The following is a 25,016-nucleotide window of genomic DNA, read 5'->3' as shown; positions in this document are numbered from 1 at the left end:
ACTGTCCACCGGGTCCGCCCAGAGCAGCCGTTCAGCCGACCTGGCAGGGAAGTGCTGTCGCCGTGTCGCCGCCGTCACCGGTGACGACATAGCCGAAGGTCGTACTCGCCCCCGGAGACAGTGAGCCGTTCCAGTCCGCGTTGTGGACCATCACGTCCTGCCCGCTGTAGGTGGCGTTGCCGTTCCACAGGCTGGCGACGGTCTGGCCGGTCGGCAGCGTCCAGTCGACCATCCAGCCGAGCATCGGGACATCGCCGGTGTTGGTGACGGTCACCTCGGACTGGTAGCCGCCGGTCCAACTCCCCGTGGTCTTACGGGTTGCCGAGCAGGTGCCGGGCGGGGGCTCGGTCGGGTTGCCCGGGTCGTGGATGCCGGTCACCTCGCCGTTGCCGCCGTCGAAGACGACGTCGGAGCAGGAGTAGAAGGTCTCCGCACTGTCCGAGCGCTGCCAGACCATGTAGATGATGTGGCGGCCGGACTTGTTCGCCGGAAGCTGCCCGGTCCAGGAGTAGTTGGCCTCGACCGTGCCCGGAGTGCCGTTGAGCGGCGGGTGGTCGACGCTCAGGAACGGCGAGTCCTCCATGTCGTCCCAGGTGAGTGTCTGCGTCGGGTCGAAGCCGTCCTTGGTGACATAGACGTAGAACCAACCCGGGTGCGCGGCCCAGGCGTTGTAGGAGAAGTCGACCGTCGCGCCCGAGGTGAGATGGGTGAGCGGCCAGTCGTCGCGGGCCGCGTTGAAGCCCGTGAAGTTGGTGTTGCCACCGCTGCACAGCTCACCGTCCGGCACGAAGCCGCGGGTGCGGCCTGCGCCGTCCGAACGCAGCACCGAGAACCAGTTGTAGAACGGTGTGGTGCCGCTGACCGCCTGCGCGTTCTTGCAGGCCGGGTTGATCGGCTTGATCTCGCCGGTGTCGGTGAGTCCGTCCTGCCAGCACAGGAAGGTGCGGCTGGCGGGCTTCATCGGGGTGCCGTGGGCTTCCGCCGTGCCGCCGGTCGTGACGACGATCAGGCCGAGGGCGGGGAGTGTGGTGAGCAGGGCCAGGAGGACCAGGAAGAAGGCTCTGCGGGTGGTGGGGCGCGGTAATGGAACGGGGATTGTCATAGGCATGACAGATTTACGTCCCTTCGCTCGAAGGATGCGTGAGGTGGGAGCGGCCGCCCTGCGGGTTCCGGTCCGCTGGGTGTGGGAGCGCTCCCACCTCACTCGTTGGTGAAGTTAGCGCGGAGCGGGAGAGCTGTAAATGATTGGCGCGTGAGGGGTGGTCGAGGCAGCCATCACAGTGCGGGCCGGTGGGGGCTGGTCGCGCAGTTCCCCGCGCCCCTGACGGACGGGCTGCGCCCTGTCCGTCAGTACACGTCCCGGACGTACCTTCGCTCGGCAGCTAGCTGCTTGACGTAAGCCGCTGCGCCGTCCTCGCTCAAGTGGCCGTGGGTGGTGGCTATGTCGCGTAGGGCCTGGTCTACGTCCTTGGCCATACGGGAGGCGTCGCCGCATACGTAGAAGTGGGCGCCGTCCTGGAGCCAGGACCAGAGCAGGGGGCCGTGTTCGCGGATGCGGTCCTGGACGTAGATCTTGGCGCGCTGGTCGCGGGAGAAGGCGGTGTCCAGGCGGCTCAGGGTGCCGTCGGCCAGGAAGGCGGTGAGCTCGTCCTCGTAGTAGAAGTCGGTGGCCCTGTGCTGTTCGCCGAAGAACAGCCAGTTGGGCGCGCGGTGGCCGAGTGCGCGGCGTTCGTCGAGGAAGCCGACGAAGGGGGCGACTCCCGTGCCGGGGCCCACCATCACCATCGGTGTGTTCGGGTCGGCCGGGGGGCGGAATTTCGGGGAGGGCTGGACGAAGACCGGTACAAGGGTGTCGGGGGCCGCGTCGGCGAGGAAGGGTGAGCAGACGCCCTGGCGTGGGCGGCCGGCCCAGTTCTCGTAGCGGACGACGGAGACCGTCAGCGACACCATGTGGGGGTCGGTGCGCGGGCTGGAGGAGATGGAGTACAGGCGGGGCTGGAGCGGCTTCAGTACCTCGGCCCACTCCTGGGCGGCGGCACGGACGGGGTGTTCGGCGATGACGTCGACGGCCTGGCGGCCCCAGGACCACTTGGCGAGTTCGTCCTTGTTGTCCGGGCGCAGCAGCTTCTTCAGTACGCGGTCGTGGGTGCGCTCTTCGACGAAGCGCAGCAGGTCGGGGGTGACGCGGGTGATGTCCAGGTGCCGGTGCAGGGCCTCGTGGAGGGAGACCTCGCCGATGCCGTTCAGTTCCACGCCGGTCGCCGGGTCGAGGCCGGTGGTGGCCAGCCATTCGGTGACGAGGTCCGCGGAGTTGACCGGGCGTACGCCGAGGGCGTCCCCGACCTCGTAGGCGAGCGGGGTCTCGCAGTCCCGGGTGTCGAAGGTGAAGCGGCGGACCTCCTTGCCGGCGCCGGGCAGGCTGAGCAGCTGGTTTCCGGTGAGGCGGGCCGTCAGCGGGGCCGGTTTCGTCGAACGGGTCGGCCTGGGGGCCGGCGCCGACGCCGGGGCCGTTTCCGCTTCGTCGGCGGTGGTCAGGGCGGTGAGGACCTGGTCGAGCCAGGCCGTCGCCGAGGGCTCGTAGTCGGGTTCGCAGTCCGTGCGCGGGGCGAGGCGTAGGGCGCCCAGCTCGTCCAGTCGCTGGTCCAGGCGTCGGCCGTGGCCGCAGAAGTCGTCGTAGGAGGAGTCGCCGAAGGCGAGCACCGCGTACCGCACACCGTCCAGGCGGGGGGTGTCGGGGGCGGCCAGGGCGTCCCAGAAGCCGGAGCCGTTGTCGGGGGCGTCACCGTCTCCGAAGGTGCTGGTGATCAGCAGGATGTCGGCGCCGGCGGGCAGTTGGCCGGGGTGGGCGTCGTCCATGTCGGTGAGGACGACCTTGTGGCCGGTGCCGGTGAGCCGGTCGGCGGCGGCCGCGGCGAACTCCTCGGCGTTGCCGGTCTGCGAGGCCCACAGGACGACGACCTCCCGGACGGGTGCGACCGGGGGCAGGGGGGTGTCAGGTGTTCCGGTCGCGGCCCGGGAGTACAGGCCGGCGAGCACTCCGTTCACCCACAGCGCGTGCTCGGGCGTGAAGGGCGCGCCCGGCGGCAGTACGGGCACGCCGGGGGCGCCCGAGTCGATCCCGGCGAGGAAGCCGATCAGGTACTGGCGCTCGTGCTCCGCGAGTACGGGGGGCGGGGTGGGGGCCAGCCCGAAGGCGCCGGCCGGACCTGCGGGGCTCGTGGTGAAGGTGGCCGGTGCGGTCGTCACCGCTGGGACCGGAACCACCGCGCTGCCGGGCCGGGTGTCGGCCCCGGCTCCGGGACGGGTGTCGCCCGCGGCCGGTGCCGGAGTCGCCACGGACACTGGCGTCGCCACCTTCGTCAGGGACACCGCGCAGACCTTGAACTCCGGCTGGAAGGAGATCGGGTCGACGGCGTCGCTGGTGACGGCGTTGACGCTCAGGTATTCGCCGAAGAGGTCGTTCCAGTGGAAGGGCGCGAAGCAGCACCCCGGCCGCACCCGGTCGGTCACGAGCGCCGGCAGCAGGGCCCTCCCGCGCCGGGAGGCGACCTCCACCGAGTCGCCGTCGGTGATGCCGAGGGCGGCCGCGTCCTGCGGGTGCAGTTCCACGAAGGGCCCGGGGTTGAGCTTGTTGAGCTTGGCGACCTTGCCCGTCTTGGTGAGCGTGTGCCACTGGTGCTGGAGCCGCCCGGTGTTCAGGACGTACGGGTAGTCGTCGTCGGGCATCTCGGCGGCCGGGATGTGCGGGCGGGCGTGGAACACCGCCCGGCCGCTCGCCGTGGGGAAACGCAGGCCGGTGTTCTCGTCCAGGTACCGGATGGGATTGCGGTCGGGGCCGTCCTCGCTCGCCGCCGGCCACTGCACCGGGGTGGAGCGCAGCCGCTCGTAGGTGACGCCGCGCAGGTCCCAGCCGGTCTTCGGGTTCCAGGCCTGCTTGATCTCCTCGAAGATCTCCTCGGCGCTGTCGTACGAGAACCCCTTCTCGTAGCCCATCTCGCGGGCGACGGCGGCGATGATCCGCCAGTCGGCCATCGCCTCGCCGGGCGGTTCCACGGCGGGCTGGGCGAGGGTGAGGTTGCGCTCGCTGTTGATGAGGACGCCCTCGGTCTCGGTCCACAGCGCGCCGGGGAGGACGACGTCGGCGTACGCGTTGGTCTCCGTCTCGGCGAAGACGTCCTGGGCGATGACGAACTCGGCCCGCTCCAGGCCCTCGATCACGGTCTTGCGGTTGGCGACGGAGGCGACCGGGTTGGTGCAGATGATCCAGCAGGCCTTGATGTCCCCGTCAGCCATCTTCTGGAACATCTCGATCGTGCCCTGGCCGACCCCGTCCTTGCGGACCGTGCCCGGGGGCAGATCCCACAGCTCCTCGACGAAGGCGCGCTCGTCGTCCACCAGCACCGAGCGCTGTCCGGGCAGGCCCGGGCCCATGTAGCCCATCTCGCGGCCGCCCATGGCGTTGGGCTGGCCGGTCAGCGAGAAGGGGCCGCTGCCGGGGCGGCAGATCGCGCCCGTCGCCAGGTGCAGGTTGACCAGCGCGTTGGTGTTCCAGGTGCCGTGCGTGGACTGGTTGAGGCCCATGGTCCAGCAGCTCATCCACTCCCCGGCCTCGCCGATCAGCCGGGCCGCCTCGCGGATGTCGTCCTCGGGGACGCCGGTGATCTCGGCGACCGTGGCGGGCGGGTAGTCGGCCAGGAACTCCGGCAGCGCCTCCCAGCCCTCGGTGTGCGCGGCGATGAACTCGGGGTCGGTGTGACCGTTCTCATGCAGGAGGTGGAGCAGGCCGTTGAGCAGCGCCAGGTCGGTGCCGGGCCGGACCGGCAGGAACAGGTCCGCCTTGTCGGCGGTCGCGCTGCGACGCGGGTCTACGACGATCAGCTTGGCGGCGCCCGATTTGACCCGTTCCATCATCCGGAGGAAGAGGATGGGGTGGCAGTCGGCCATGTTGGAGCCGATGACGAGGAAGACGTCCGCATGCTCGAAGTCCTGGTACGAGCCGGGCGGGCCGTCCGCACCGAGCGACAGCTTGTAGCCGGTGCCGGCACTGGCCATGCACAGCCGTGAGTTCGACTCGATCTGGTTGGTGCGCACGAAGCCCTTGGCCAGCTTGTTCGCCAGGTACTGGGCCTCCAGGCTCATCTGCCCGGACACATAGAGGGCGACCGCGTCGGGCCCGTGCTCGTCGATCACCGCCCGCAGCCGTCGTGCCGTCTCGGTGATCGCCGCGGCCACCGGGGCGGGCTCGGCCTGCGCCCCGCGTTCGGCGCGGATCAGGGCGCTGGTCAGCCGGCCGGGGGCGGCCAGCATGTCGGCCGTGGTAGCGCCCTTGGTGCACAGGCGCCCGAAATTGGCGGGGTGCGCCTTGTCGCCGGACGCCTTCAGGACCGTACGCCGTCCGTCGGGGCCCATCCCGATGTCGAGGACCATCCCGCAGCCCACACCGCAGTACGAGCACACCGTCCGCACCTGAGTGGTGGTCGTCGTGGTCACGGGCGGCCCTTCCAGGTGATCGGATCCTTCTCCCCCGACGCTACGAAATGCCCGTTGCGTCGTTGTCACGTCTTTCGATCACCCGGGGTTACGCGCTCCACACAACCGTACGTCAGAGCGTGTGAGGGCCGGCCTGGCCGATGCTGTACGACGACACACCTGAACTGGTCGTCGTGATCCACCCGGGAGGGGCGCATGCTGCTGCGTCAGCTGGAGTATCTGGTCGCGCTCGCCCGCGAGCGGCATTTCGCCCGGGCGGCGGCCGCCTGTTTCGTCTCGCAGCCCTCGTTGTCCGCCGCGATCCGGCGTCTGGAGCACGAGCTGGACGTGCCGATCGTGCGGCGCGGGAGACGGTACGAGGGGCTGACGCCCGAAGGTGAGGTGGTCCTGGCCTGGGCACATCGCATTCTCGCCGAGCAGGACGGTCTGCGGCAGGAGCTGTCGGCCTTGCGCGGCGGGCTGACCGGCACGCTGCGCCTGGGTGTCGTGCCGACCGCGCTGCCCGCCGCGTCCCTGCTCACCACGCCGTTCTGCGAGCGCCATCCGCGGGCCCGGGTGAGCCTGGAGTCGCTGTCGTCCGCCGACATCACCCACGGGCTCGCCGAGTTCGAGCTGGACGCGGCGATGACCTACCTCGACGACGACAGCCTCAGGAACGTACGCCGGTTTCCGCTGTACGAGGAGCAGTACGTGCTGCTCACCCCGGCCGACAGCCCACTCGCCGCTGAGCCGACGGCCCGGTGGGCGCGGGCGGCTGCGCTGCCCCTGTGTCTGCTCGGTCCCCGGATGCGCAACCGTCGCATCATCGACGAGTACTTCGCCGCCGACGGTGCCACGGCCACCCCCGCCATCGAGTCGGACAGCGTCGCCGGGCTGTACGCGCATCTGCCGGGCGGCCGTTGGTCCAGCGTGATCTCGCACGCCTGGCTGCACATGTTCGGCGTGCCGGACGGGATGCGGGTGGTCCCGCTGGAGGGGCCCGCGCACGGACCGCGGGTCGGGATCGTCGTCGTACGGGAGGAGCCGAGGTCCGTGCTGGCCGAGGCGCTGCTGAAGGTGGCGCGGGAGGCGGGGGTGCGCGATGCGCTGGACCGGCTGCTCAACACCTATCTGGGCAGGGAGAGTTGAGGGTCGGTGTTGATGGTCGGTGTTGATAGTCGGCGGCTATCCCGACATAGCGACGTTCGCTTTGACCTGCGGAATCGACCCCGAGGATCGTGAAGGGCACCTTCCCGCAACGCCAGTTGAGGAGCCGCGACATGGCCAAGGTGCTCTGCGTTCTGTACGACGACCCGACCGACGGATACCCGACCACGTACGCCCGCGACGACCTGCCCGTCATCGACCACTACCCCGGCGGCCAGACGACCCCCACGCCCGAGGGCGTCGACTTCACCCCGGGGCAGCTGCTCGGCAGTGTCTCCGGTGAGCTCGGGCTGCGCCGCTTCCTGGAGGAGGCCGGACACACCCTCGTCGTCACCTCCGACAAGGACGGCGACGGCTCGGTCTTCGACCGTGAGCTGCCCGACACGGACGTCGTCATCTCGCAGCCGTTCTGGCCGGCGTATCTGACCCCCGAGCGCATCGCCGCCGCCAAGAACCTCAAGCTGGCGATCACCGCGGGCATCGGTTCCGACCACGTCGATCTCGACGCGGCGATCGCCCACGGGGTGACGGTCGCGGAGGTGACGTACTGCAACAGCATCAGCGTCGCCGAGCACGTGGTGATGATGACGCTCTCGCTCGTCCGCAACTACCTGCCCTCGCACCAGGTCGTGCTCGACGGCGGCTGGAACATCGCGGACTGCGTGGCGCGTTCGTACGACCTGGAGGGCATGCAGGTCGGCACGGTCGCCGCCGGGCGGATCGGGCTCGCGGTGCTGCGCCGCCTCGCGCCCTTCGACGTGGGGCTGCACTACACCGACCGGCACCGGCTGCCCGAGGACGTCGAGCGGGAACTGGGTCTGACCTTCCACGAGAGTGCCGAGGACATGGCCCCGCACTGCGACGTGGTGACCATCAACGCGCCGCTCCACCCGGAGACGGAGGGCCTGTTCGGCGACAAGCTGCTCGCCATGATGAAGAGGGGCGCGTATCTGATCAACACGGCCCGGGCGAGGATCGTGGACCGTGACGCCGTCGAACGTGCCCTGCGCAGCGGCCAGTTGGCGGGGTACGCGGGCGACGTCTGGTATCCGCAGCCGGCCCCGGCCGACCACCCCTGGCGCACCATGCCGCACCACGGCATGACCCCGCACATCTCGGGTTCCTCGCTCTCCGCGCAGGCCCGTTACGCGGCGGGTACCCGGGAGATCCTGGAGTCCTGGCTGGCGGGGCGCGCGATCCGCGACGAGTACCTCATCGTCGACGGCGGGGCACTCGCCGGCACCGGGGCGCACTCGTACTCCGTGACGAAGTGACGTAGGCAGAGGGCCACTGCCCTGATGCCGTTACGGCACCCGGGCAGTGGCCCTGTTCATGGATGTCACCGACAGGTCAACCGGGTCCGAGGACAGGGACGCGGTGGGCAGGCCGATCGTGAACTCCGTTCGTCCCGGGGTGCTTTCTACGGTGATGCGGCCGCCGTGTGCCGTCACGATGGCGGAGACGATGGCGAGGCCGAGGCCCGAGCCGCCGTCGTGCGGGGTGCTGCGGGAGCGGGAGGCGTCGCCTCGGGTGAAGCGTTCGAAGACCGTCGGGAGGAGTGCGGGCGGGATGCCCGGGCCGTCGTCGGCGATGCGGATGACGCAGTGGGTGTCGGTGGACTCGACGGACGCGGTCACCGTCGTGCCAACAGGTGTGTGCACACGCGCGTTGGCCAACAGGTTGGCCACCACCTGGTGGAGACGTGCCTCGTCGCCGACGACCAGTGCCGGGGCATCGAGGAGCAGGGCGAGCTGCCACTCGTGCCCGCCGCCGGCCGCCCGCGCGTCCCACACCGACTCGGCGACCAGCGCGGCCAGGTCCACCTCGGTCGCATGCAGGGGCCGCCCCTCATCCAGCCGGGCCAGCAGGAGCAGATCCTCCACCAGGCCCGTCATCCGCGCCGACTCGGCCGAGACCCGACGCCAGGCGAGGACCGGCTCGATCTTCTCGGTGCCGCGGTTCATCAGCTCCGCGTATCCGGCGATCGACGCGAGTGGCGTACGGAGTTCATGGCTGGCGTCGGCGAGGAAGCGCCGCATCCGCTCCTCGCTGCGCTGCCGTTCGGCGAACGAGGACTCGACGTGGTCGATCATCCGGTTGAGGGCCGCGCCGACCTGGCCGGCCTCGCTGCCGGGATCGGTGTCGCGCTCCGGCACCCGGGTCAGACCGGTGACGGCGCCCCGCCCGAGCGGCGCGTGCGAGACCTCGACCGCGGTGGCGGCGACCCGGCCAAGGGGCCGCAGCTGGCGTCGTATGACCACGGCGCAGGCGATGCCCGCGACCGTGAGTCCGGCGGCGGCGACCACGGCCTCGACCACCACCAGTCCGCCGATCATGTCCTGTACGTCGTCCATCGGGAGGCCGGCCAGGACGCGCACCCCATTGTTGTCGAGCGCGGTGACCCGGTAGGTGCCCAGGCCGGGGACGCTCACGGTGTGCTTCGAGCCGTCGGCGTCGACGGCCGCGAGCGCGGTCCGCTGGGCGTCGGTGAGGTTCTGCGGCGCGGCGTCCTGGCTGACGACGGCCGCGGCGACGATCTTCCCGTCGTCGTCGAGCCGGGCGGCGAGCATGCCCGCGGGATGGCCGCTCTCGTTGAGGAAGCCCAGCTCCGTTTCGAGCTCGGGGTGCAGCGAGGCCCCGCCCAGGCTGCGTTCGGCGGCGTTGTCGACCCGGTCGTCCAGGTTGCCCAGGAGATAGGCGCGTTGGACGAAGACGGTGGTGAGGGCCATCGCGAGGCACACGGCGACGAGGGCGGCGCCGATGAAGACGAGGAGGCGGGTGCGCAGCGAGTGGCCCACAAGGCGGGCCCACGGCGAACGCTTCCGCTGCCGGGCGGTCATCTGCCGTCCTCCACGGGCCGGATGGCGTATCCCATCCCGCGTACGGTGTGGATCATCGGGGCCCGTCCCTTGTCGATCTTGCGGCGCAGACTGGAGATGTAGACCTCGACGAGGTTCCCGCCGCCGTCGAACGACGTGCTCCACACATGGTCGAGGATCTGTGCCTTGCTCAGGACCTGGCGCGGGTGGCCCATCAGCAGGGTGAGCAGGTCGAACTCCTTGGCGGTGAGCTTGATCGGATGCCCCGCGCGGTGCACTTCGTGGGTGTCCTCGGCGAGCACGAGGTCGCCGAGGACGCGTACGGAGTCGTCGGTGCGGGTCTCCTCGGCCCCGGCCCGGCGCAGCAGTCCGCGCAGCCTGAGCACGACCTCCTCCAGCGAGAAGGGCTTGGTCACGTAGTCGTCGGCGCCGGCTTCGAGTCCGTCGATACGGTGCTCAAGGGCGTCGCGCGCGGTGAGCATGAGGACGGGCAGCTTGGGGTTCTCGTAGCGCAGCCGGCGCAGTACCTGGAGTCCGTCGAGGTCGGGCAGCATGCCGTCGAGGACGACGGCGTGCGGGGCGCAGCCGCGGGCGACGCGCAGCGCGGTCTGTCCGTCGGGGGCCGGATAGGGCCGCCAGCCCGCCTCGGTCACCGCTACGGAGAGCAGCTCGGTGAGTCCGGGCTCGTCGTCGACGATGAGCACACGGACTCGGCCGGTTCGGGACCCAGTGGCGCCAGTCATGTCCCGATTCTGTCCCCGTCCGCTGGGGGAATCCTGTGTTCCGACTTTGCCGCAGCCGTGCGAAGGGTCACAGATTGGCTCGATCCGCGTGACCGAAGGGGGCATTGGCACAGCCCGGCCACAGCATTCCCTTGAGCCCCTTCACCCCCTCCCCGCACGCTGGTCCAGACCTCACCAGGTCTCTGAAGGGGAGGAAGCACACCAATGCGAAGACTCCACGCCCTGTGGGCCATGGCAGGCGCCGCCGCGCTGTTCACGGGGGCGGTCGCGCCCTCGGCAGCGGCGCCGACCCCCGTGCCGGACGCCCTGATGGGCTCGGCGCAGGGCAGTACTCGGACCGTCACTCTCATCACCGGGGACGCCGTGTCCCTCACCACGGCCGCCGACGGGAAGTACGCCGTCGACGTGCGGCACGGCCAGGGCCGCGAAGGCGTCAACTTCGTGACCACCGAACAGCACGGCCAGGTCAGCGTCTTACCCGAGGACGCGATCCCGCTCGTCCAGGCCGGCCGCCTGGATCCGGCCCTCTTCAACGTCAGTGAGCTCGTGAAGCAGGGCTACGACGATGAGAAGACCGGCGCCATCCCGCTGATCGCCGGCTACCGCGAGGGCTCCGAGACCCCCGAGGGCGCCCGCCGGACGCTCACGCTGCCCGGTATCGACGGCGCCGCGTTCAGCGCGCGGAAGTCGACCGCCGCGACCACCTTCTGGGCGGACATCGCCCCGGCCCCCGGCACCGCCCCCACCGCCAAGGCGGCCCGGCAACTCGGTGACGGCATCGACAAGCTGTGGCTGGACGCCAAGGTCTCGGCCTCGCTCGACGTCAGCGTGCCGCAGATCGGCGCACCGGAGGTGTGGGCGGCGGGCTACGACGGCAAGGGCGTCAAGGTCGCCGTTCTGGACACCGGTGTGGACACCGGGCACCCGGACCTCGCGGGCAGGATAGCCGGGTCCCAGAGCTTCGTACCGGACGAGAGCGTGCAGGACGGGCACGGCCACGGCACGCACGTCGCCTCCACCGTCGTCGGCTCGGGCGCGGCCTCGGAGGGCCGGTTCAAGGGTGTGGCACCGGGCGCGGAGCTGATGGTGGGCAAGGTCCTGGACAACACCGGAAGCGGCCAGCAGTCGTGGATCATCGCGGGCATGGAGTGGGCCGCCACGTCCGGCGCGAGGATCGTCTCCATGTCGTTGGGCGGCACGGCGTACGGCTCCTCGGATCCGCTGAGCGAGACGGTGGACCGGCTCTCGGCGTCCACCGGAACCCTCTTCGTCATCGCGGCCGGCAACAGCGGCCCCTCCGACCAGACCATCGGCACCCCGGGCATCGCGGACTCGGCACTCACCGTCGGCGCCGTCGACAAGTCGGACAAGCTGGCCTCCTTCTCCAGCCGCGGCCCCCGGGTCGGCGACTCGGCGGTCAAGCCGGAGATCACCGCGCCGGGCGTGAGCATCACGGCGGCCCGCGCCTCCGGAACCGCCCTGGGCACGCCGGTCGACGACAACTACACGACCTTGAACGGCACTTCGATGGCGACCCCGCATGTGGCGGGCGCGGCGGCACTGGTGGCGCAGGCGCATCCGGACTGGACGGGCGAGCAGATCAAGCAGTCCCTGGCCAGTACGGCCAAGACCCAGCCGGGCGCCGATGTCTTCCAGCAGGGCAACGGACGGGTGGACGCGGTTCGGGCGGTCGAGCAGGGCGTGTTCGCCACCTCGACACTGAGTTTCGGCCTGTACGAGGACGGCGACACCGGGGTCGACAGCAAGGACATCACGTACACCAACACCACTGACGAGGCAGTGGAATTGAAGCTCGCCTCGACCCTGGCCGAGGCCGCTCCCGGCGCGAGCTCCGTGACCGTACCGGCGCACGGCACCGCCACCGTCCCGGTCTCCGTCGACCCGGAGCAGCTGCCCGAGGGCCGGTACTCGGGGGACATCACGGCGAGCGGTGACGGCGTCCTGGTCACCACGGGTGTCGGCTTCGAGAAGGCGCCGAAGACGTACGAGTTGAAGGTGAACCTGGTCGGCCGCGACGGGCAGCCGATCCCCGGGTGGGCGCTGTACGTCATGCAGGAACTGAACGGCGCGATCTACAACGAGTACGGATATCTGCGCGCCGACAACACCTGGCAGGTCCCGGCCGGCACATACTCCCTCGCCACCTGGATCTACGACCTCGACGCGGGCGGCGCGGCCGTCGGCACCTCGGTCGTCGGCGATCCCGAGATCAAGGTCGACGGGGACACCGAGATCACTCTCGACGCCCGCAAGGCGGTGGAGATCAAGCCAAAGACCAAGGAGGACTCCGAGTTCAGGGGCTTCACCACCGCCTGGCACCGCGAAGGACCCGGTAGCTCCTTCGGGTTGTCGTACGGCCAGGGCTGGTACACGAAGCACATCTATGTGGCGCCGACCGAGCCGGTCACCGAGGGGACCTTCGAGTTCTTCTCCAAGTTCCGCCTGTACGCGAAGGAGTTGACGTCGAGCGTCGTCGGCCCGGAGAGACTTCCGCTGTCGCTGTACTACTCGCAGACCTACAACGGCTTCCCGACGAAGATCAGCGGTGAGCGCACGGTTCGGGCGGTGGACGCGGGCGGCGGCACCGAGGCCGACTTCGCGGGGCTCGACGTCAAGGGCAAGGTGGCGGTGGTCGCACTCGGCGCCACCGAGCGGTCGGACGCCGCCCTGGCCAACGCGACCGCGGCCGGGGCCGGTTACCTCATCACGTACCGCAAGAAGCCCGGCCTCTGGGTCGAGGCCGTGGACCACGCGACCGCCGTCCCGCTGATGATCGCCACCGGCGAGGAGGGCGCCAAGCTCACCAGCCTGCTGCAGAGCGGCAAGAAGGTGACATTGAAGCTGGGCGGCACACCGGTCAGTCCGTACGTCTACAACGCGCTGTTCCCACAGACCGGCGCCGTCTCCGCGAACCAGACCTACCGTCTGGGCGCCTCCAACACCGTGAAGAGCAAGGCCCGTTACCACGCAGGTGAGGCCGGCGAGACGGGCATGGACGCGCTGTACACGTTCCGCCCCTGGAGTCGCGTGGGCATCGACTTCGGAACGTACATGGCGGTCGGCACCGAGCGCACCGAGTACAACTACGTCGACCCCGACACCCGCACCTGGCACGCCGTGTACCCCGACTGGCGGGCCGCCAGGGCCCAGTGGAGTTTGCTGCGGACCTTCGACGAGGCGGGCACGGCGCCCGCCGAGGACTGGTGGCGCCAGGTCGTCCGCCCGGCGTCCAGCGAGGAGTACGGCCTCTCGGTCCGCACCGGTGACAAACTGACCATGTCCATACCGGAGTTCAGCGACTCCGGGTCCGGCCACTACGGATACGCCGACGGCACCCAGAACTCGGCGAAGGGCACCCTGTACGCGGACGGACAGCCGGTCGGTGACGCCGCTTACGGCGGCTACGGCGTCTTCGACGTCCCGGTGGCGAAGACCTCGTACCGCTTCGTACTCGACACCGGGCGCACGGGCGACTGGGCGCGATACTCCACCAGTACGCACACCGAGTGGTCCTTCGGCTCGGCGCACACGGACACCGAGACGGCGCTGCCGCTGCTCTCCGTCGACTACGACCTGCGCGGGCTCGATCTGCTCAACCGCGCCAGTTCCCGCGGCAAGGTGGGGCTCGGACTCTCGGTCCGGGACCAGGCGGGGAGCGTCGAGGCCGACGAGCTGAGGGCCTGGGTGTCGTACGACGACGGCACGTCCTGGAAGGAGGTGAGGGTCCGGGGCGGCCGGACGGAGATCGGGCACCCGAAGGGGGCGGAGTTCGTGTCGCTGCGGGTGCTGGCTTCCGACGCAGCCGGAAACCGGGTCGACCAGACGGTGCTGCGGGCCTACGGCCTGCAATAGAAGCACGGCCTGGAACAGAAGCATCGCGCACAGCGGGACGGCAGCCTCAACAAAGATCCTTTAGCGTGCCGGGCCATGGCGAACACGGCACATGAACCGGCACTGAGACGGACCCCCACCGCGAGCCCCTGGGCCGCGGTGGGGGTCTCCGCCTTCGACGAACGGCGCTACCGGGCGGTCCTGCACCAGCCCGACGCGGGCACGGCGGGCTGGGCCTTACTGACCGGCGGCTCCCGGTCCCAGGTCCGGGACGCCTGCGAACGGCTATTGGACCTGGGGCTGTTGCAGCCGCCACCCGCGGGTCGGCGGGCTGCGGGCCGTCGACCCGCGGGTGGCGATCCGGGCCCTGATCCGGCGCCGTGAGACCGAGTCTGAGCTCGAGGTGGTGGACGGCGAGGGCGCCAACGCCGCACGCCTTGAGGAGCTGTACGCCCGCGCCGAGCACGAGGTGTGTCTCTTCGACTCCCCGCCGTATCTCGCCCCGCGCACCCCGCAGTTGGACCTCCAGGCCGATCTGCTGGAGCGCGGTGTGTCGTATCGCTCGGTCTACGCGGCCACGGCGCTGGAGGATCCGGACGTCCTGTGGCACGCACTGCGGAGCCTGCGGACGCTGCGCCGCCGGGTGAGCGACCTCCAGGAACGGCTGGGCGCGGCGAGCCGTTTCCAGCTGGGGGTGCGGGCGGGCGGCGCAACGCGGCTGGGTGTGAGCCACCCGCGCGGGAACGGCGAAGGGCCGCACCCCCCTTGGCGGGGAGTGCGGCCCGACTGCCGTACCGGATCGCTTACTTGTTGATCAGGCTGCGCAGCACGTACTGCAGGATGCCGCCGTTGCGGTAGTAGTCCGCCTCGCCGGGGGTGTCGATCCGGACGACCGCGTCGAACTCCACACCGGTGTCGGTGGTGACCTTGACCGTGGGGGGCGTGGTGCCGTCGTTCAGCTCGGTGATGCCGGTGATGGAGAAGGTCTCCTCGCCGGTCAGGCCGAGGGACTCGGCGGTCGCGCCCGCCGGGTACTGGAGCGGGATGACGCCCATGCCGATGAGGTTCGAGCGGTGGATGCGCTCGTACGACTCGGCGACGACGGCCTTGACGCCGAGGAGCGCGGTGCCCTTGGCGGCCCAGTCACGGGACGAGCCGGAGCCGTACTCCTTGCCGGCCAGGATGACCAGCGGGGTCCCGGCGGCGATGTAGTTGCGGGAGGCGTCGTAGATGAACGACACCGGACCGCCGTCCTGCGTGAAGTCGCGGGTGTAGCCGCCCTCGGTGCCCGGCGCGATCTGGTTGCGCAGGCGGATGTTGGCGAACGTACCGCGGATCATCACCTCGTGGTTGCCACGGCGGGAACCGTAGGAGTTGAAGTCACGGCGCTCGACACCGTGCTCCGTGAGGTACTTGCCTCCGGGGGTGTCGGCCTTGATCGCACCGGCCGGGGAGATGTGGTCGGTGGTGACCGAGTCGCCCAGCTTGGCCAGGACGCGGGCGCCGGCGATGTCCGAGACCGGGGTGGTCTCCATCGTCATGCCCTCGAAGTACGGGGGCTTGCGGACGTAAGTCGACTGCGCGTCCCACTCGAAGGTGTTGCCGCTCGGGATCGGCAGCGCCTGCCACTGGGCGTCGCCCGCGAAGACGTCCTGGTAGGACTTGTTGAACATGTCCTCGCCGATGGCGTTCGCCACGACGTCGTTGACCTCGGCCTCGGTCGGCCAGATGTCGGTCAGGAAGACCGGCTTGCCGTCCTGGTCGGTGCCGAGGGCGTCGCGGGTGATGTCCACCTTCATGGAGCCCGCGAGGGCGTACGCGACGACCAGCGGCGGGGAGGCCAGGTAGTTCATCTTGACGTCGGGGTTGATCCGGCCCTCGAAGTTGCGGTTGCCGGAGAGCACCGCGGTCACGGCCAGGTCATGATCGTTGACGGCCTTGGAGACCTCCTCGGGCAGCGGGCCCGAGTTGCCGATGCAGGTGGTGCAGCCGTAGCCGACGAGGTTGAAGCCGACCTTGTCGAGGTAGGGGGTGAGCCCCGCCTTGTCGAAGTAGTCGGTGACGACCTTGGAGCCCGGGGCGAGGGTGGTCTTGACCCACGGCTTGCGGGTCAGGCCCTTCTCCACGGCCTTCTTCGCGACGAGCGCGGCGGCGACCATGACGTACGGGTTCGAGGTGTTGGTGCAGGAGGTGATGGCCGCGACCGTCACCGCACCGTGGTCGATCTCGTAGGTCGAGCCGTCGGGGGCCGTGACCGTGACCGGGTTGGTCGGCACGCCGTTGCTGGAGGCCGGGGAGTCGGAGGCCGGGAAGGACTCCTTGCCCGCCTCGTCGTCGTCGGCGACGTAGTTGCGGACGTCCGACTTGAACTGCTCGGCGGCGTTCGCGAGGACGATGCGGTCCTGCGGGCGCTTCGGGCCGGCGATCGAGGGGACGACCGTGGCGAGGTCGAGCTCCAGCTTCTCGGAGAAGTCGGGCTCGGCGGCCGGGTCGAGCCAGAGGCCCTGCTCCTTGGCGTACGCCTCGACGAGCGCGAGCTGCTGGGCGTCGCGGCCCGTCAGCTTCAGGTACTTGATGGTCTCGCCGTCGATCGGGAAGATCGCGGCGGTGGAACCGAACTCCGGCGACATGTTGCCGATGGTGGCGCGGTTCGCGAGGGAGGTGGCGGCGACGCCCTCACCGTAGAACTCGACGAACTTGCCGACCACACCGTGCTTGCGGAGCATCTCGGTGATGGTCAGCACGAGGTCGGTGGCGGTGGTGCCGGGGGTCAGCTCACCGGTGAGCTTGAAGCCGACGACGCGCGGGATGAGCATCGAGACCGGCTGGCCGAGCATCGCGGCCTCGGCCTCGATACCGCCGACGCCCCAGCCCAGCACACCGAGGCCGTTGACCATGGTGGTGTGGGAGTCGGTGCCGACCAGGGTGTCGGGGTACGCCTGTCCGCCCCGGACCATGACGGTGCGCGCGAGGTGCTCGATGTTGACCTGGTGGACGATGCCGGTGCCCGGCGGGACGACCTTGAACTCGTCGAACGCGGTCTGACCCCAGCGCAGGAACTGGTAGCGCTCCTTGTTACGGCCGTACTCCAGCTCGACGTTCTGCGCGAAGGCCTCGTTGGTGCCGAACTTGTCGGCGATGACGGAGTGGTCGATGACCAGCTCGGCCGGGGCCAGCGGGTTGATCTTCGCCGGGTCGCCGCCGAGCTCCTTGACGGCCTCACGCATGGTGGCGAGGTCGACGACACAGGGCACGCCGGTGAAGTCCTGCATGATCACACGGGCGGGGGTGAACTGGATCTCCTGGCTGGGCTGGGCCTGCGAGTCCCACCCGCCGAGCGCCCGGATGTGGTCGGCGGTGATGTTCGCGCCGTCCTCGGTCCGGAGCAGGTTCTCCAGCAGCACCTTCAGGCTGTACGGAAGGCGAGCCGAGCCTTCCACCTTGTCCAGCCGGAAGATCTCGTACGACTCGTCGCCCACCTGCAGCGTGCTGCGGGCGTCGAAGCTGTTCGCCGACACGACAGTCTCCTTCATTGATGTGCGCGTTCCCACCGCATCCTGCCGCCACGACGTCTTGGCCGATCCGCTAAGGTAAGGCTAAGTTAGGCAAGCCTTACCACTAGACGGTCGATACTGTGCGGCTGCGGTACGCCTCGGCAGATATCTCGATGTCGAGATAACTCTAGTACATGGGGGCGGGCTGGTCATGCCCGGAGGTCGCCCATGTAGCCGCGAGTCCTCGGCGGCGATCACTTCGGGGTCGGCGGCCGGATGGGGGGACACCCGACCCGTACGGCCCTCAAGGCGCTGACGGAGCCTCAACAGGACGACTCGGGGTAGTCGGAGAGACAGAGGGGCGCATCCCGCGCCCCCTGGGAGGAGAACGGCATGCCGCTCACGTTCCGCAAGAGTTTCCGGATTCTCCCCGGAGTGCGACTGAACATCGGCCGGCGCTCCATGTCCATCACCACCGGCGGCGAGCACGGGCCGCGGCACACGCGCAGCACTACGGGACGTCGTACGACATCGATGAATTTGCCCGGACCTTTCGGGTGGCGTCGCACCCGTACCGCCAAGCGACGTTGACGGGCCGTCACCCGAACGGCCCCCTCAGGAGGCGCCATCTCATATCTGAGATAGCCTCAACCTCATGGCAGACGACTACCTCGTACGCATCGGCAAGCTCATCCGTGACGCCAGGCAGCACCGGGGCTGGACACAGACGCAGCTCGCCGAGGCTCTCGGCACCAGCCAGAGCGCCGTCAATCGGATCGAACGCGGCAATCAAAACATCAGCCTTGAGATGATTGCCCGAATCGGCGAAGCTCTCGACAGCGAAATCGTCTCTCTGGGCTACGCGGGTCCGATGCACCTGCGCGTGGTCGGCGGTCGCCGGCTGTCGGGCTCCATCGACGTGAAGACCAGCAAGAACGCGTGCGTGGCACTGCTGTGCGCCTCGCTGCTCAACAAGGGGCGCACGGTGCTGCGTCGGGTCGCCCGCATCGAGGAGGTGTACCGCCTTCTGGAGGTGCTGGGCTCGATCGGCGTCCGCACCCGTTGGATCAACGACGGGGTCGACCTGGAGATCGTGCCGCCGGCCGAGCTGGAGATGGCGGCGATCGACGCGGACGCGGCCCGCCGTACGCGGTCGATCATCATGTTCCTCGGCCCGCTGCTGCACCGTATGGACCGCTTCAAGCTGCCGTACGCGGGCGGTTGCGATCTGGGGACGCGGACGATCGAGCCGCACATGATCGCGCTGCGGCGGTTCGGGCTCGACATCGCGGCGACCGAGGGGATCTACCACGCGCAGGTGGACCGGACCGTCTCCCCCGGCCGGCCTATCGTGCTGACCGAGCGCGGCGACACCGTGACCGAGAACGCGCTGCTTGCCGCCGCCCGGCACGACGGCATGACCGTCATCCGCAACGCGTCCTCCAACTACATGGTCCAGGACCTCTGCTTCTTCCTGGAGGCCCTGGGCGTACGGGTCGAGGGCATCGGCACCACCACGCTCACCGTGCACGGCGTACCGGACATCGACGTCGACGTGGACTACTCGCCGTCCGAGGACCCGGTGGAGGCGATGAGCCTGCTGGCCGCGGCGGTCGTCACCGAGTCCGAACTGACCGTGTGCCGGGTGCCGATCGAGTTCCTGGAGATCGAGCTCGCGGTGCTTGAGGAGATGGGCCTCGATCACGACCGTACGGCCGAGTACTTCGCGGACAACGGCCGTACGCGCCTGATCGACCTCACCGTCCGGCCCTCCAAGCTGGAGGCGCCGATCGACAAGATCCACCCGATGCCGTTCCCTGGTCTGAATATCGACAACGTCCCGTTCTTCGCGGCCATCGCGGCCACCGCGCAGGGCCAGACGCTGATCCACGACTGGGTCTACGACAACCGCGCGATCTACCTCACCGACCTCAACCGCCTCGGCGGCCGCCTCCAACTCCTCGACCCGCACCGCGTGTTGGTAGAGGGCCCGACCCGCTGGCGCGCCGCCGAAATGATGTGCCCGCCGGCCCTGCGACCCGCCGTGGTCGTCCTGTTGGCGATGATGGCGGCCGAGGGCACGTCCGTACTGCGGAACGTGTACGTCATCAACCGGGGTTACGAGGATCTCGCCGAGCGACTGAACTCGATCGGGGCGCAGATCGAGATCTTCCGGGACATTTGATATGCGAGTGCCGCCGCACCCCGTCTGACCTGCCATTTAGTGGGTCAGGGTGGGGTGCGGCGGCACTCGTGGGACTTCTCTGGGACTTTGAGGCCGGGCCGGGCTCCTACGACCTGTTTCCGGGCCGGGCGCCTCCCGAGCGTGAACCCACTTCCTACCGCCCCGTGGCAGCGCGGATCCCGGCGATACGACCCGAACTGATGGCCCAGGACAGCGGAGTGCCGAACCGGTGCTCGTCAGAGCCGATCCAGCCGCCGACGACCGAGCCGGCCCCGAACAGTCCGGGGATGGGCCGGGACTGCGGGTCGAGCACCCGCAGGTGCTGGTCGATCCGCAGCGGCCCCGCGGTGTCGATCATGAGTGGCCGGAACCGCAGTGCGTAGAACGGCGGCTTGCGCAGCGGGACCAGGTGCTCGGGGTCCTTCGCCCACAGCGCGTCACGCCCGGCGTCGCAGTAGCCGTTGTATTCCTGCACGGTCGCGCCCAGCGCCTCCGGGTCGGCACCGATCCAGCGCGCGATCTCCGACCAGTCATCGGCCGAGACACACCACTCCTTGTTCGCCGGATCGGCCAGAGTGTCACGCAGCGTGGTGCGGTAGCCCCCGGCGACCCAGGTGCCCGGATCCTCCTCGCCGGGACGCGCCTCTCCGGCGAACGGGTCCGGCTGGTCGATGACGTACTGCACCAAGTCGTCGTCGAACAGCGCGAACCCGGCCATGCCGGGCTGGACGATCAGCGCGTTGGTGGTGGCGTTGACCCTGCCGCTCGATTCGTCGAGGAACCGATCGCCACGTGCGTTCACCCACAGGCAACGAGGCTCCATGCCCGCGCGGTTCGGCTTGTTCTTCTTGGTCTTGAAGCTGTAGCAGTTCTCTTTGATGAGGAACGAACGGCCGCCTGTGTCGGCCCCGACCGCGCGGGCGAGGGCGATCCCGTCGCCCGCAAGTCGCTTGGTGTCGGTCCAGTAGACGTCCTCGTCGTAGATACCGGGGAACTTCTCGTGCAGCAGGTCGACGTTTCCGGTGAAGCCCCCGGTGGCGAGCACGACCCGCGGGGTCTCGATCGTGATCCTGCCGTCCCTGGTGTCGGCCACCACCGCGCTCACCCCGGTGTCCGGCGAGCCGATGATCTCGGCCGCTGCGGCCCTGGTGAGAATCTGGCCGCCCTTGGCGGTGAAGCGCTGGCTGAGCGCCTCCATCACCCGCTGGAAGCTGCCAGGGTGGTTGGACCATCCGCTGGGCTCCACGCCCAGGTCCATGCCCGTCATGGGCCGGTAGCCGATACCGCGATCCTCCAGCCAGTTCACGGTCTCGTCGGCCTCGTCCACCCACAGCCGGACCAGCCGGGGATCCACGCCGTCGTAATGGTGGTACGCCATCGTGTCCCGGAAGACGGTGTCGGGCGAGTTCCCGAGGCCGGCCTCACGCTGGGACCTGCTCTGGACCGCGAACAGGAACCCGCCGGACATACCGGCGTTGCCGCCCACGAGCGGGCGCTTCTCCAGCACCACGACCCGGTCCAGTCCGTGCTCCTGTGCGGTGATCGCGGCCGGCAGCCCGGCACCACCGGCCCCGATCACCACCAGGTCCGCTGTCAGTTCGCGTTCCAGGGTCATCTCGCTCATGCGGTTGCTCCCTCAGGTGTGGGGTTGTCGGCGGTGAAGAGGTGGCAGGCGACCGTCCGGCCATCGACGGGGGTGACGGCCGGCCGCTGGATCCGGCACGTCGACGTGGCGTGCGGGCAGCGTGGTGCGAAGGGGCAGCCCTGCGCTGTGAGCCCTGTCCCCTCGCCGGCGGCGACCGGGTCGGCCTGCTTGCGGGCTGCTCGCCGTTTGCGTTGGCGGAGCGGGTCGGCCACGGGTGAACTGGCGATCAGCGCCTGGGTGTAGGGGTGCAGCGGCCGGCACAGGACGTCCTGCGTGGTTCCGGTCTCCATGACTCGCCCGCGGTAGAGCACGACCACTCGTTGGGCGATGGCTGCGACCACCGCGAGGTTGTGCGCGATGAACAGCAGTGCTGTCCCTCGTTCGCGGCTGAGGTCGGTCATCAGGTCGAGCATCCGTGCCTGGGTGACCACGTCGAGGGCGCTGGTCGGTTCGTCGCAGATGACCAGCGCCGGATCGGTGGAGATCGCCCTCGCGATGGCGATGCGCTGACGCTGGCCTCCCGAGAACGCGCTCGGGTAGCGGTCGATGGCGTCGGCGGGCAGGCCGACCCGGGTCAGCAGCTCCCCGATCCGCGTTCGGGCGTCCGCGGCGCTGAACTTGCCGTGGACTTCGAGGGGTTCAACCAACGTCCTGCCGATGGTGCGTGCCGGATTGAGCGAGGCGTAGGGGTCCTGGAAGACGACCTGGAGCCCGGTGGACAGATCCCGTCGGTCGGCGGCGTACTGGTGGGTGATGTCCTGGCCGCCCAGGTGGATGGTGCCCCGCGCCGGGGCGGCCAGGCCGAGAATCGCCCTGCCCACCGTCGACTTGCCCGAGCCCGACTCGCCCACCAGGCCCACGATTTCCCCGTGGCCCACCGTGAGGCTCACGTCGTCGACCGCCTTGGTGGGACTGGAGCGCCACCCGCTCCTGTACTCCACGCGGAGATCCCTGACGTCCAGCAGCGGTGTGTTCATCCCCAGCTCCTTTCCTCGCCTGCGTCGACCGGAAGCCGGGGTGTGGCCGCGACCAGCGTGCGGGTGTACTCCTGGGCGGGCGACAGCAGCACCGCCTCTGTGGTGCCCTCCTCGATCAGCCGGCCGTCCGACATGACCGCGACCCGGTCGCAGATGTCGGCGACCACACCCAGGTCGTGTGTGACCAGCAGAAGCGTGAGTGAGGACTCCTCCCGCAGGTGCAGCAGGAGATCGATGATTTCCGCCTGCACGGTGACGTCGAGCGCCGCGGTGGGTTCGTCGGCGACCAGCACATCGGGCTCGCCGCTGAGGGCGAGCGCGATGGCCACCCGCTGTGCGATGCCCCCGGAGAGCTGGTGCGGATAGCGGCGGGCGACCGCGGCCGGATCGGGCAGGCCGACGCGGGTCAGCAGACTCAGCGCGATCCGCCGGGCCTCCCGCCGACAGACGCGCCGATGCAGGCAGATCATCTCGTCCAGTTGCGAGCCGACCGTGAAGGAGGGGTCGAGCGCGGCCATCGGTTCCTGGGCGACAAGGCCGATCCGGGACCCGCGGACCTTGCGAAGTTGCGCCTCGTTCAGGCGCAGCAGGTCCTCGCCGTGGAGCAGCACACGGCCGGAGGTGACCCGCCCGGGCGGCGGTACAAGGCCGAGGATGGACAGCGCGGTGGTCGTCTTGCCGGATCCGGACTCGCCGACCAGGCCGAACACCTCGCCGCGCCGCAGCTGGAAGCCGACGTCCCGGACCACGGCTCGGTCGCCGCCGTCCTGTCCCGGGTAGCACACGTGCAGGCGATCGACCGTCAGCACCGCGTCCGACGCCGGCGTGGGCGGGGCCACCGCGTCCTCGGGCTCATCCGGCAACGGCCGTCGCGGGTCGGGCAGTTGCGAGGGACGCCGGTGCCCGCTCAGCGTGTCCAGCAGGGCGTGGCCGACGAGATTGAGGGCCAGCACGGTCGCGGTGAGGGCGACGCCGACCGGCACCATCAGCCATGGGTGCTGATCCAGGTTCTGTGCGGCGTTCAGGGTCATCTGACCCCAGCTCGGCGTCTCCGGCGAGAAGCCGAGGCCGAGGAAGGACAGGGAGGTCAGAAAAAGGAACGTGCCGCTGTACTGCACTACCGCCTGGGCGATGAGGGGACCGGTGACGTTGGGCAGGATGTGCCGGGCCAGGATCCGATGGCGCGACAGCCGGGCGACCAACGCGGCGTCGACGTACGGCAGTTCGCGTGCGGCGGCCGTCGAGGTGCGCACGACCCGGAAGACGGCTCCGCTGGTCAACACGCCGAAGGAGATGGCCATCACGGTCAGGTTGTTGTCGGTCACCGCGGCGATGGCCAGCACCACCACCAGGCCCGGCAGCGCGAACAGGATGTCTACGACGAAGGTGGCGGCGGCGTCGACCCGCCCCGACAGGTAGCCCGCGAGCAGCCCGCCGGGTACGGCGAGCAGCAACGAGACGCCCACCGGGATGAGCGCGGTCAGCAACAGTCCGCCTCCGCCGTGCAGCAGCCGCGAGAAGATGTCGCGGCCGAGCGCGTCGGAGCCCAGCCAGTGCTGCGCGCCGGGCCCGCTGAAGGTGTGGGAGAGGTCTTGCTCCAGTGGGTCGATGGGCGCGAGCACCGACGCCATCGCGCACGCCACGCTGATCCCGACAAGCCAGGTGAGGCTCACCCAGACCGCCGGGCGGGCGAGCGTCCTGCGCAGGGCTGTGATGGACGGGGTCATGAGAACCGGATCCTTGGGTTGAGGGCCGCGGCCACCATGTCGGTCAGCAGGTTGACGGCGACGATGATGAGGCTGAACGCCAGCACCGCGCCCTGCACGACCGGAAGATCGTGTTGGCGGATCGAGCTGAGCATCAGCGTGCCCACGCCGGGCAGGTTGAAGATCGCCTCGATCACCATGACCCCGCCGAGGGCGAACACGAATCCGAGGCTGGCCACGGTCACCACCGGGCCGCCGGCGTTGCGCAGCACGTGCCTGCACACGATCCGCCTGCGGGACAGCCCATTGGCCGCGAGCGTGCGGACGTAGTCGCGCGAGACCTGGTCGACAACACCCACGCGCGTCTGGAACGCCACCGGTCCCACCCCCGCCAGCCCCACGGCGACCATCGGCAGGATCAGGTGCGACAGCCACTCCCCCGGTGAGGTGGTGAAGGCGACGTACCCGGTGGCCGGAAACACCGGAAGCCGGATGGCGAAGGCGAACACGAGCAGGCCCGCGAGCCAGAAGCTCGGAACCGCCATGCCGATGCTGGCCCCCCACATCACCGCGCGGTCCACCAGGCCGCCCCGCACGGCCGCGACCGTCCCAAGGGTGACGCCGACCAGGAGCGTGAACGCCGTGGCGAGCACGGCGACCGACAGCGTGACCGGCAACGCGCTGACGAGAGCGTCGGCCACCGTCTGGTTCGACACCAGCGACACTCCAAGGTCGCCGTGGAACAGGCCGCCGAGCCAGTCGCCGTACTGGACGAGTGCCGGCCGGTCCAGTCCCAGCGAGGCCCGGAGTTCGGCCACCTGGTCCGCCGTGGCCCCGGTACCGAGCAGAAACGACGCCGGGTCCCCGGGAACGAGCTGGACCAGGAGAAACGTCAACGTGGCGACGATCGCCATGATGGGCACCACGGACGCCAGCCGCCGCAAGCACAGTCGGAGCAT

Annotated in this window: 16 protein-coding genes; 7 read left to right on the top strand and 9 right to left on the bottom strand. The window is 69.8% G+C overall.

Translation table 11 applies throughout. From position 1 onward, the window contains the following. Positions 1 to 31: 31 nt before the first annotated feature. Positions 32 to 1,102, bottom strand: coding sequence for a lytic polysaccharide monooxygenase (locus AC5DRG_RS39790; protein WP_491813278.1), 1,071 nt, complete (start codon positions 1,100 to 1,102; stop codon positions 32 to 34). Positions 1,103 to 1,347: 245 nt separating this feature from the next. Further along, complete coding sequence (locus tag AC5DRG_RS39785; protein ID WP_491813277.1) at positions 1,348 to 5,427, bottom strand: bifunctional nitrate reductase/sulfite reductase flavoprotein subunit alpha; 4,080 nt, start codon at positions 5,425 to 5,427, stop codon at positions 1,348 to 1,350. Positions 5,428 to 5,685: 258 nt separating this feature from the next. Here AC5DRG_RS39785 and AC5DRG_RS39780 point away from each other — a divergent pair, with 258 nt between their 5' ends. Together AC5DRG_RS39780 and AC5DRG_RS39775 are read left to right on the top strand one after the other, a co-directional pair. Next, on the top strand, positions 5,686 to 6,618 hold the full coding sequence (locus AC5DRG_RS39780; RefSeq protein WP_491804705.1) for a LysR family transcriptional regulator: 933 nt from the start codon (positions 5,686 to 5,688) through the stop codon (positions 6,616 to 6,618). Positions 6,619 to 6,749: 131 nt separating this feature from the next. Next, the gene (locus AC5DRG_RS39775; protein WP_491804704.1) at positions 6,750 to 7,910 is read left to right on the top strand and encodes an NAD-dependent formate dehydrogenase; all 1,161 of its coding nucleotides are present in this window, start codon (positions 6,750 to 6,752) and stop codon (positions 7,908 to 7,910) included. Positions 7,911 to 7,940: 30 nt separating this feature from the next. Here the strand turns inward: AC5DRG_RS39775 and AC5DRG_RS39770 are convergent, their stop codons facing one another. Both AC5DRG_RS39770 and AC5DRG_RS39765 read right to left on the bottom strand, forming a co-directional pair. Next, positions 7,941 to 9,476, bottom strand: a complete 1,536-nt coding sequence (locus AC5DRG_RS39770) for a sensor histidine kinase (RefSeq protein ID WP_491804703.1) — start codon at positions 9,474 to 9,476, stop codon at positions 7,941 to 7,943. Beyond that, positions 9,473 to 10,198 (bottom strand): response regulator transcription factor, encoded by a 726-nt coding sequence (locus AC5DRG_RS39765; RefSeq protein WP_491804702.1) that lies wholly within the window; start codon positions 10,196 to 10,198, stop codon positions 9,473 to 9,475. Before AC5DRG_RS39765 ends, AC5DRG_RS39770 begins: the two co-directional genes overlap by 4 nt. A gap of 204 nt (positions 10,199 to 10,402) precedes the next feature. On the opposite strand from AC5DRG_RS39765, the gene AC5DRG_RS39760 reads away from it, so the two are divergent. The 3 genes from AC5DRG_RS39760 to AC5DRG_RS39750 all read left to right on the top strand — a co-directional run bounded on the left by AC5DRG_RS39760 (position 10,403) and on the right by AC5DRG_RS39750 (position 14,864). Then, complete coding sequence (locus tag AC5DRG_RS39760) at positions 10,403 to 14,071, top strand: S8 family peptidase (RefSeq protein WP_491804701.1); 3,669 nt, start codon at positions 10,403 to 10,405, stop codon at positions 14,069 to 14,071. 75 nt (positions 14,072 to 14,146) lie between these two features. Continuing rightward, complete coding sequence (locus AC5DRG_RS39755) at positions 14,147 to 14,434, top strand: hypothetical protein (protein WP_491804700.1); 288 nt, start codon at positions 14,147 to 14,149, stop codon at positions 14,432 to 14,434. A gap of 22 nt (positions 14,435 to 14,456) precedes the next feature. Beyond that, complete coding sequence (locus AC5DRG_RS39750; RefSeq protein WP_491804699.1) at positions 14,457 to 14,864, top strand: hypothetical protein; 408 nt, start codon at positions 14,457 to 14,459, stop codon at positions 14,862 to 14,864. Here AC5DRG_RS39750 and acnA read toward each other — a convergent pair. After that, positions 14,854 to 17,568, bottom strand: coding sequence for an aconitate hydratase AcnA (acnA, locus tag AC5DRG_RS39745; RefSeq protein WP_491804698.1), 2,715 nt, complete (start codon positions 17,566 to 17,568; stop codon positions 14,854 to 14,856). The genes AC5DRG_RS39750 and acnA overlap by 11 nt on opposite strands. A 369-nt stretch (positions 17,569 to 17,937) precedes the next feature. Between acnA and AC5DRG_RS39740 the strand changes: the two genes are divergently transcribed. Then, positions 17,938 to 18,135, top strand: coding sequence for a DUF4236 domain-containing protein (locus tag AC5DRG_RS39740; RefSeq protein ID WP_491804697.1), 198 nt, complete (start codon positions 17,938 to 17,940; stop codon positions 18,133 to 18,135). A 64-nt stretch (positions 18,136 to 18,199) separates the two neighbouring features. After that, entirely contained in the window at positions 18,200 to 19,729 is a 1,530-nt protein-coding gene (locus AC5DRG_RS39735) for a helix-turn-helix domain-containing protein (RefSeq protein WP_491804696.1), read from the top strand. Positions 19,730 to 19,883: 154 nt separating this feature from the next. On the opposite strand, the gene AC5DRG_RS39730 is transcribed toward AC5DRG_RS39735, so the two are convergent. Genes AC5DRG_RS39730 through AC5DRG_RS39715 form a run of 4 tightly spaced genes read right to left on the bottom strand, consistent with a single transcriptional unit; the run spans position 19,884 to position 25,016 of the window. After that, positions 19,884 to 21,353 carry an FAD-dependent oxidoreductase gene (locus AC5DRG_RS39730; protein ID WP_491804695.1) on the bottom strand — a complete coding sequence of 490 codons (1,470 nt, stop codon included), beginning with the start codon at positions 21,351 to 21,353 and terminating at the stop codon, positions 19,884 to 19,886. Continuing rightward, positions 21,350 to 22,351 carry an ABC transporter ATP-binding protein gene (locus AC5DRG_RS39725; RefSeq protein WP_491804694.1) on the bottom strand — a complete coding sequence of 334 codons (1,002 nt, stop codon included), beginning with the start codon at positions 22,349 to 22,351 and terminating at the stop codon, positions 21,350 to 21,352. The genes AC5DRG_RS39730 and AC5DRG_RS39725 overlap by 4 nt, the downstream gene beginning before the upstream one ends. Then, positions 22,348 to 24,078 (bottom strand): dipeptide/oligopeptide/nickel ABC transporter permease/ATP-binding protein, encoded by a 1,731-nt coding sequence (locus tag AC5DRG_RS39720; RefSeq protein WP_491804693.1) that lies wholly within the window; start codon positions 24,076 to 24,078, stop codon positions 22,348 to 22,350. Before AC5DRG_RS39720 ends, AC5DRG_RS39725 begins: the two co-directional genes overlap by 4 nt. Next, positions 24,075 to 25,016, bottom strand: a complete 942-nt coding sequence (locus AC5DRG_RS39715; RefSeq protein WP_491804692.1) for an ABC transporter permease — start codon at positions 25,014 to 25,016, stop codon at positions 24,075 to 24,077. The genes AC5DRG_RS39720 and AC5DRG_RS39715 overlap by 4 nt, the downstream gene beginning before the upstream one ends.

Source organism: Streptomyces sp. JLBG701, from assembly GCF_058544905.1.
Note: the sequence above shows the minus strand (reverse complement) of the source record. Positions and strands in the feature narration are given on the sequence as shown.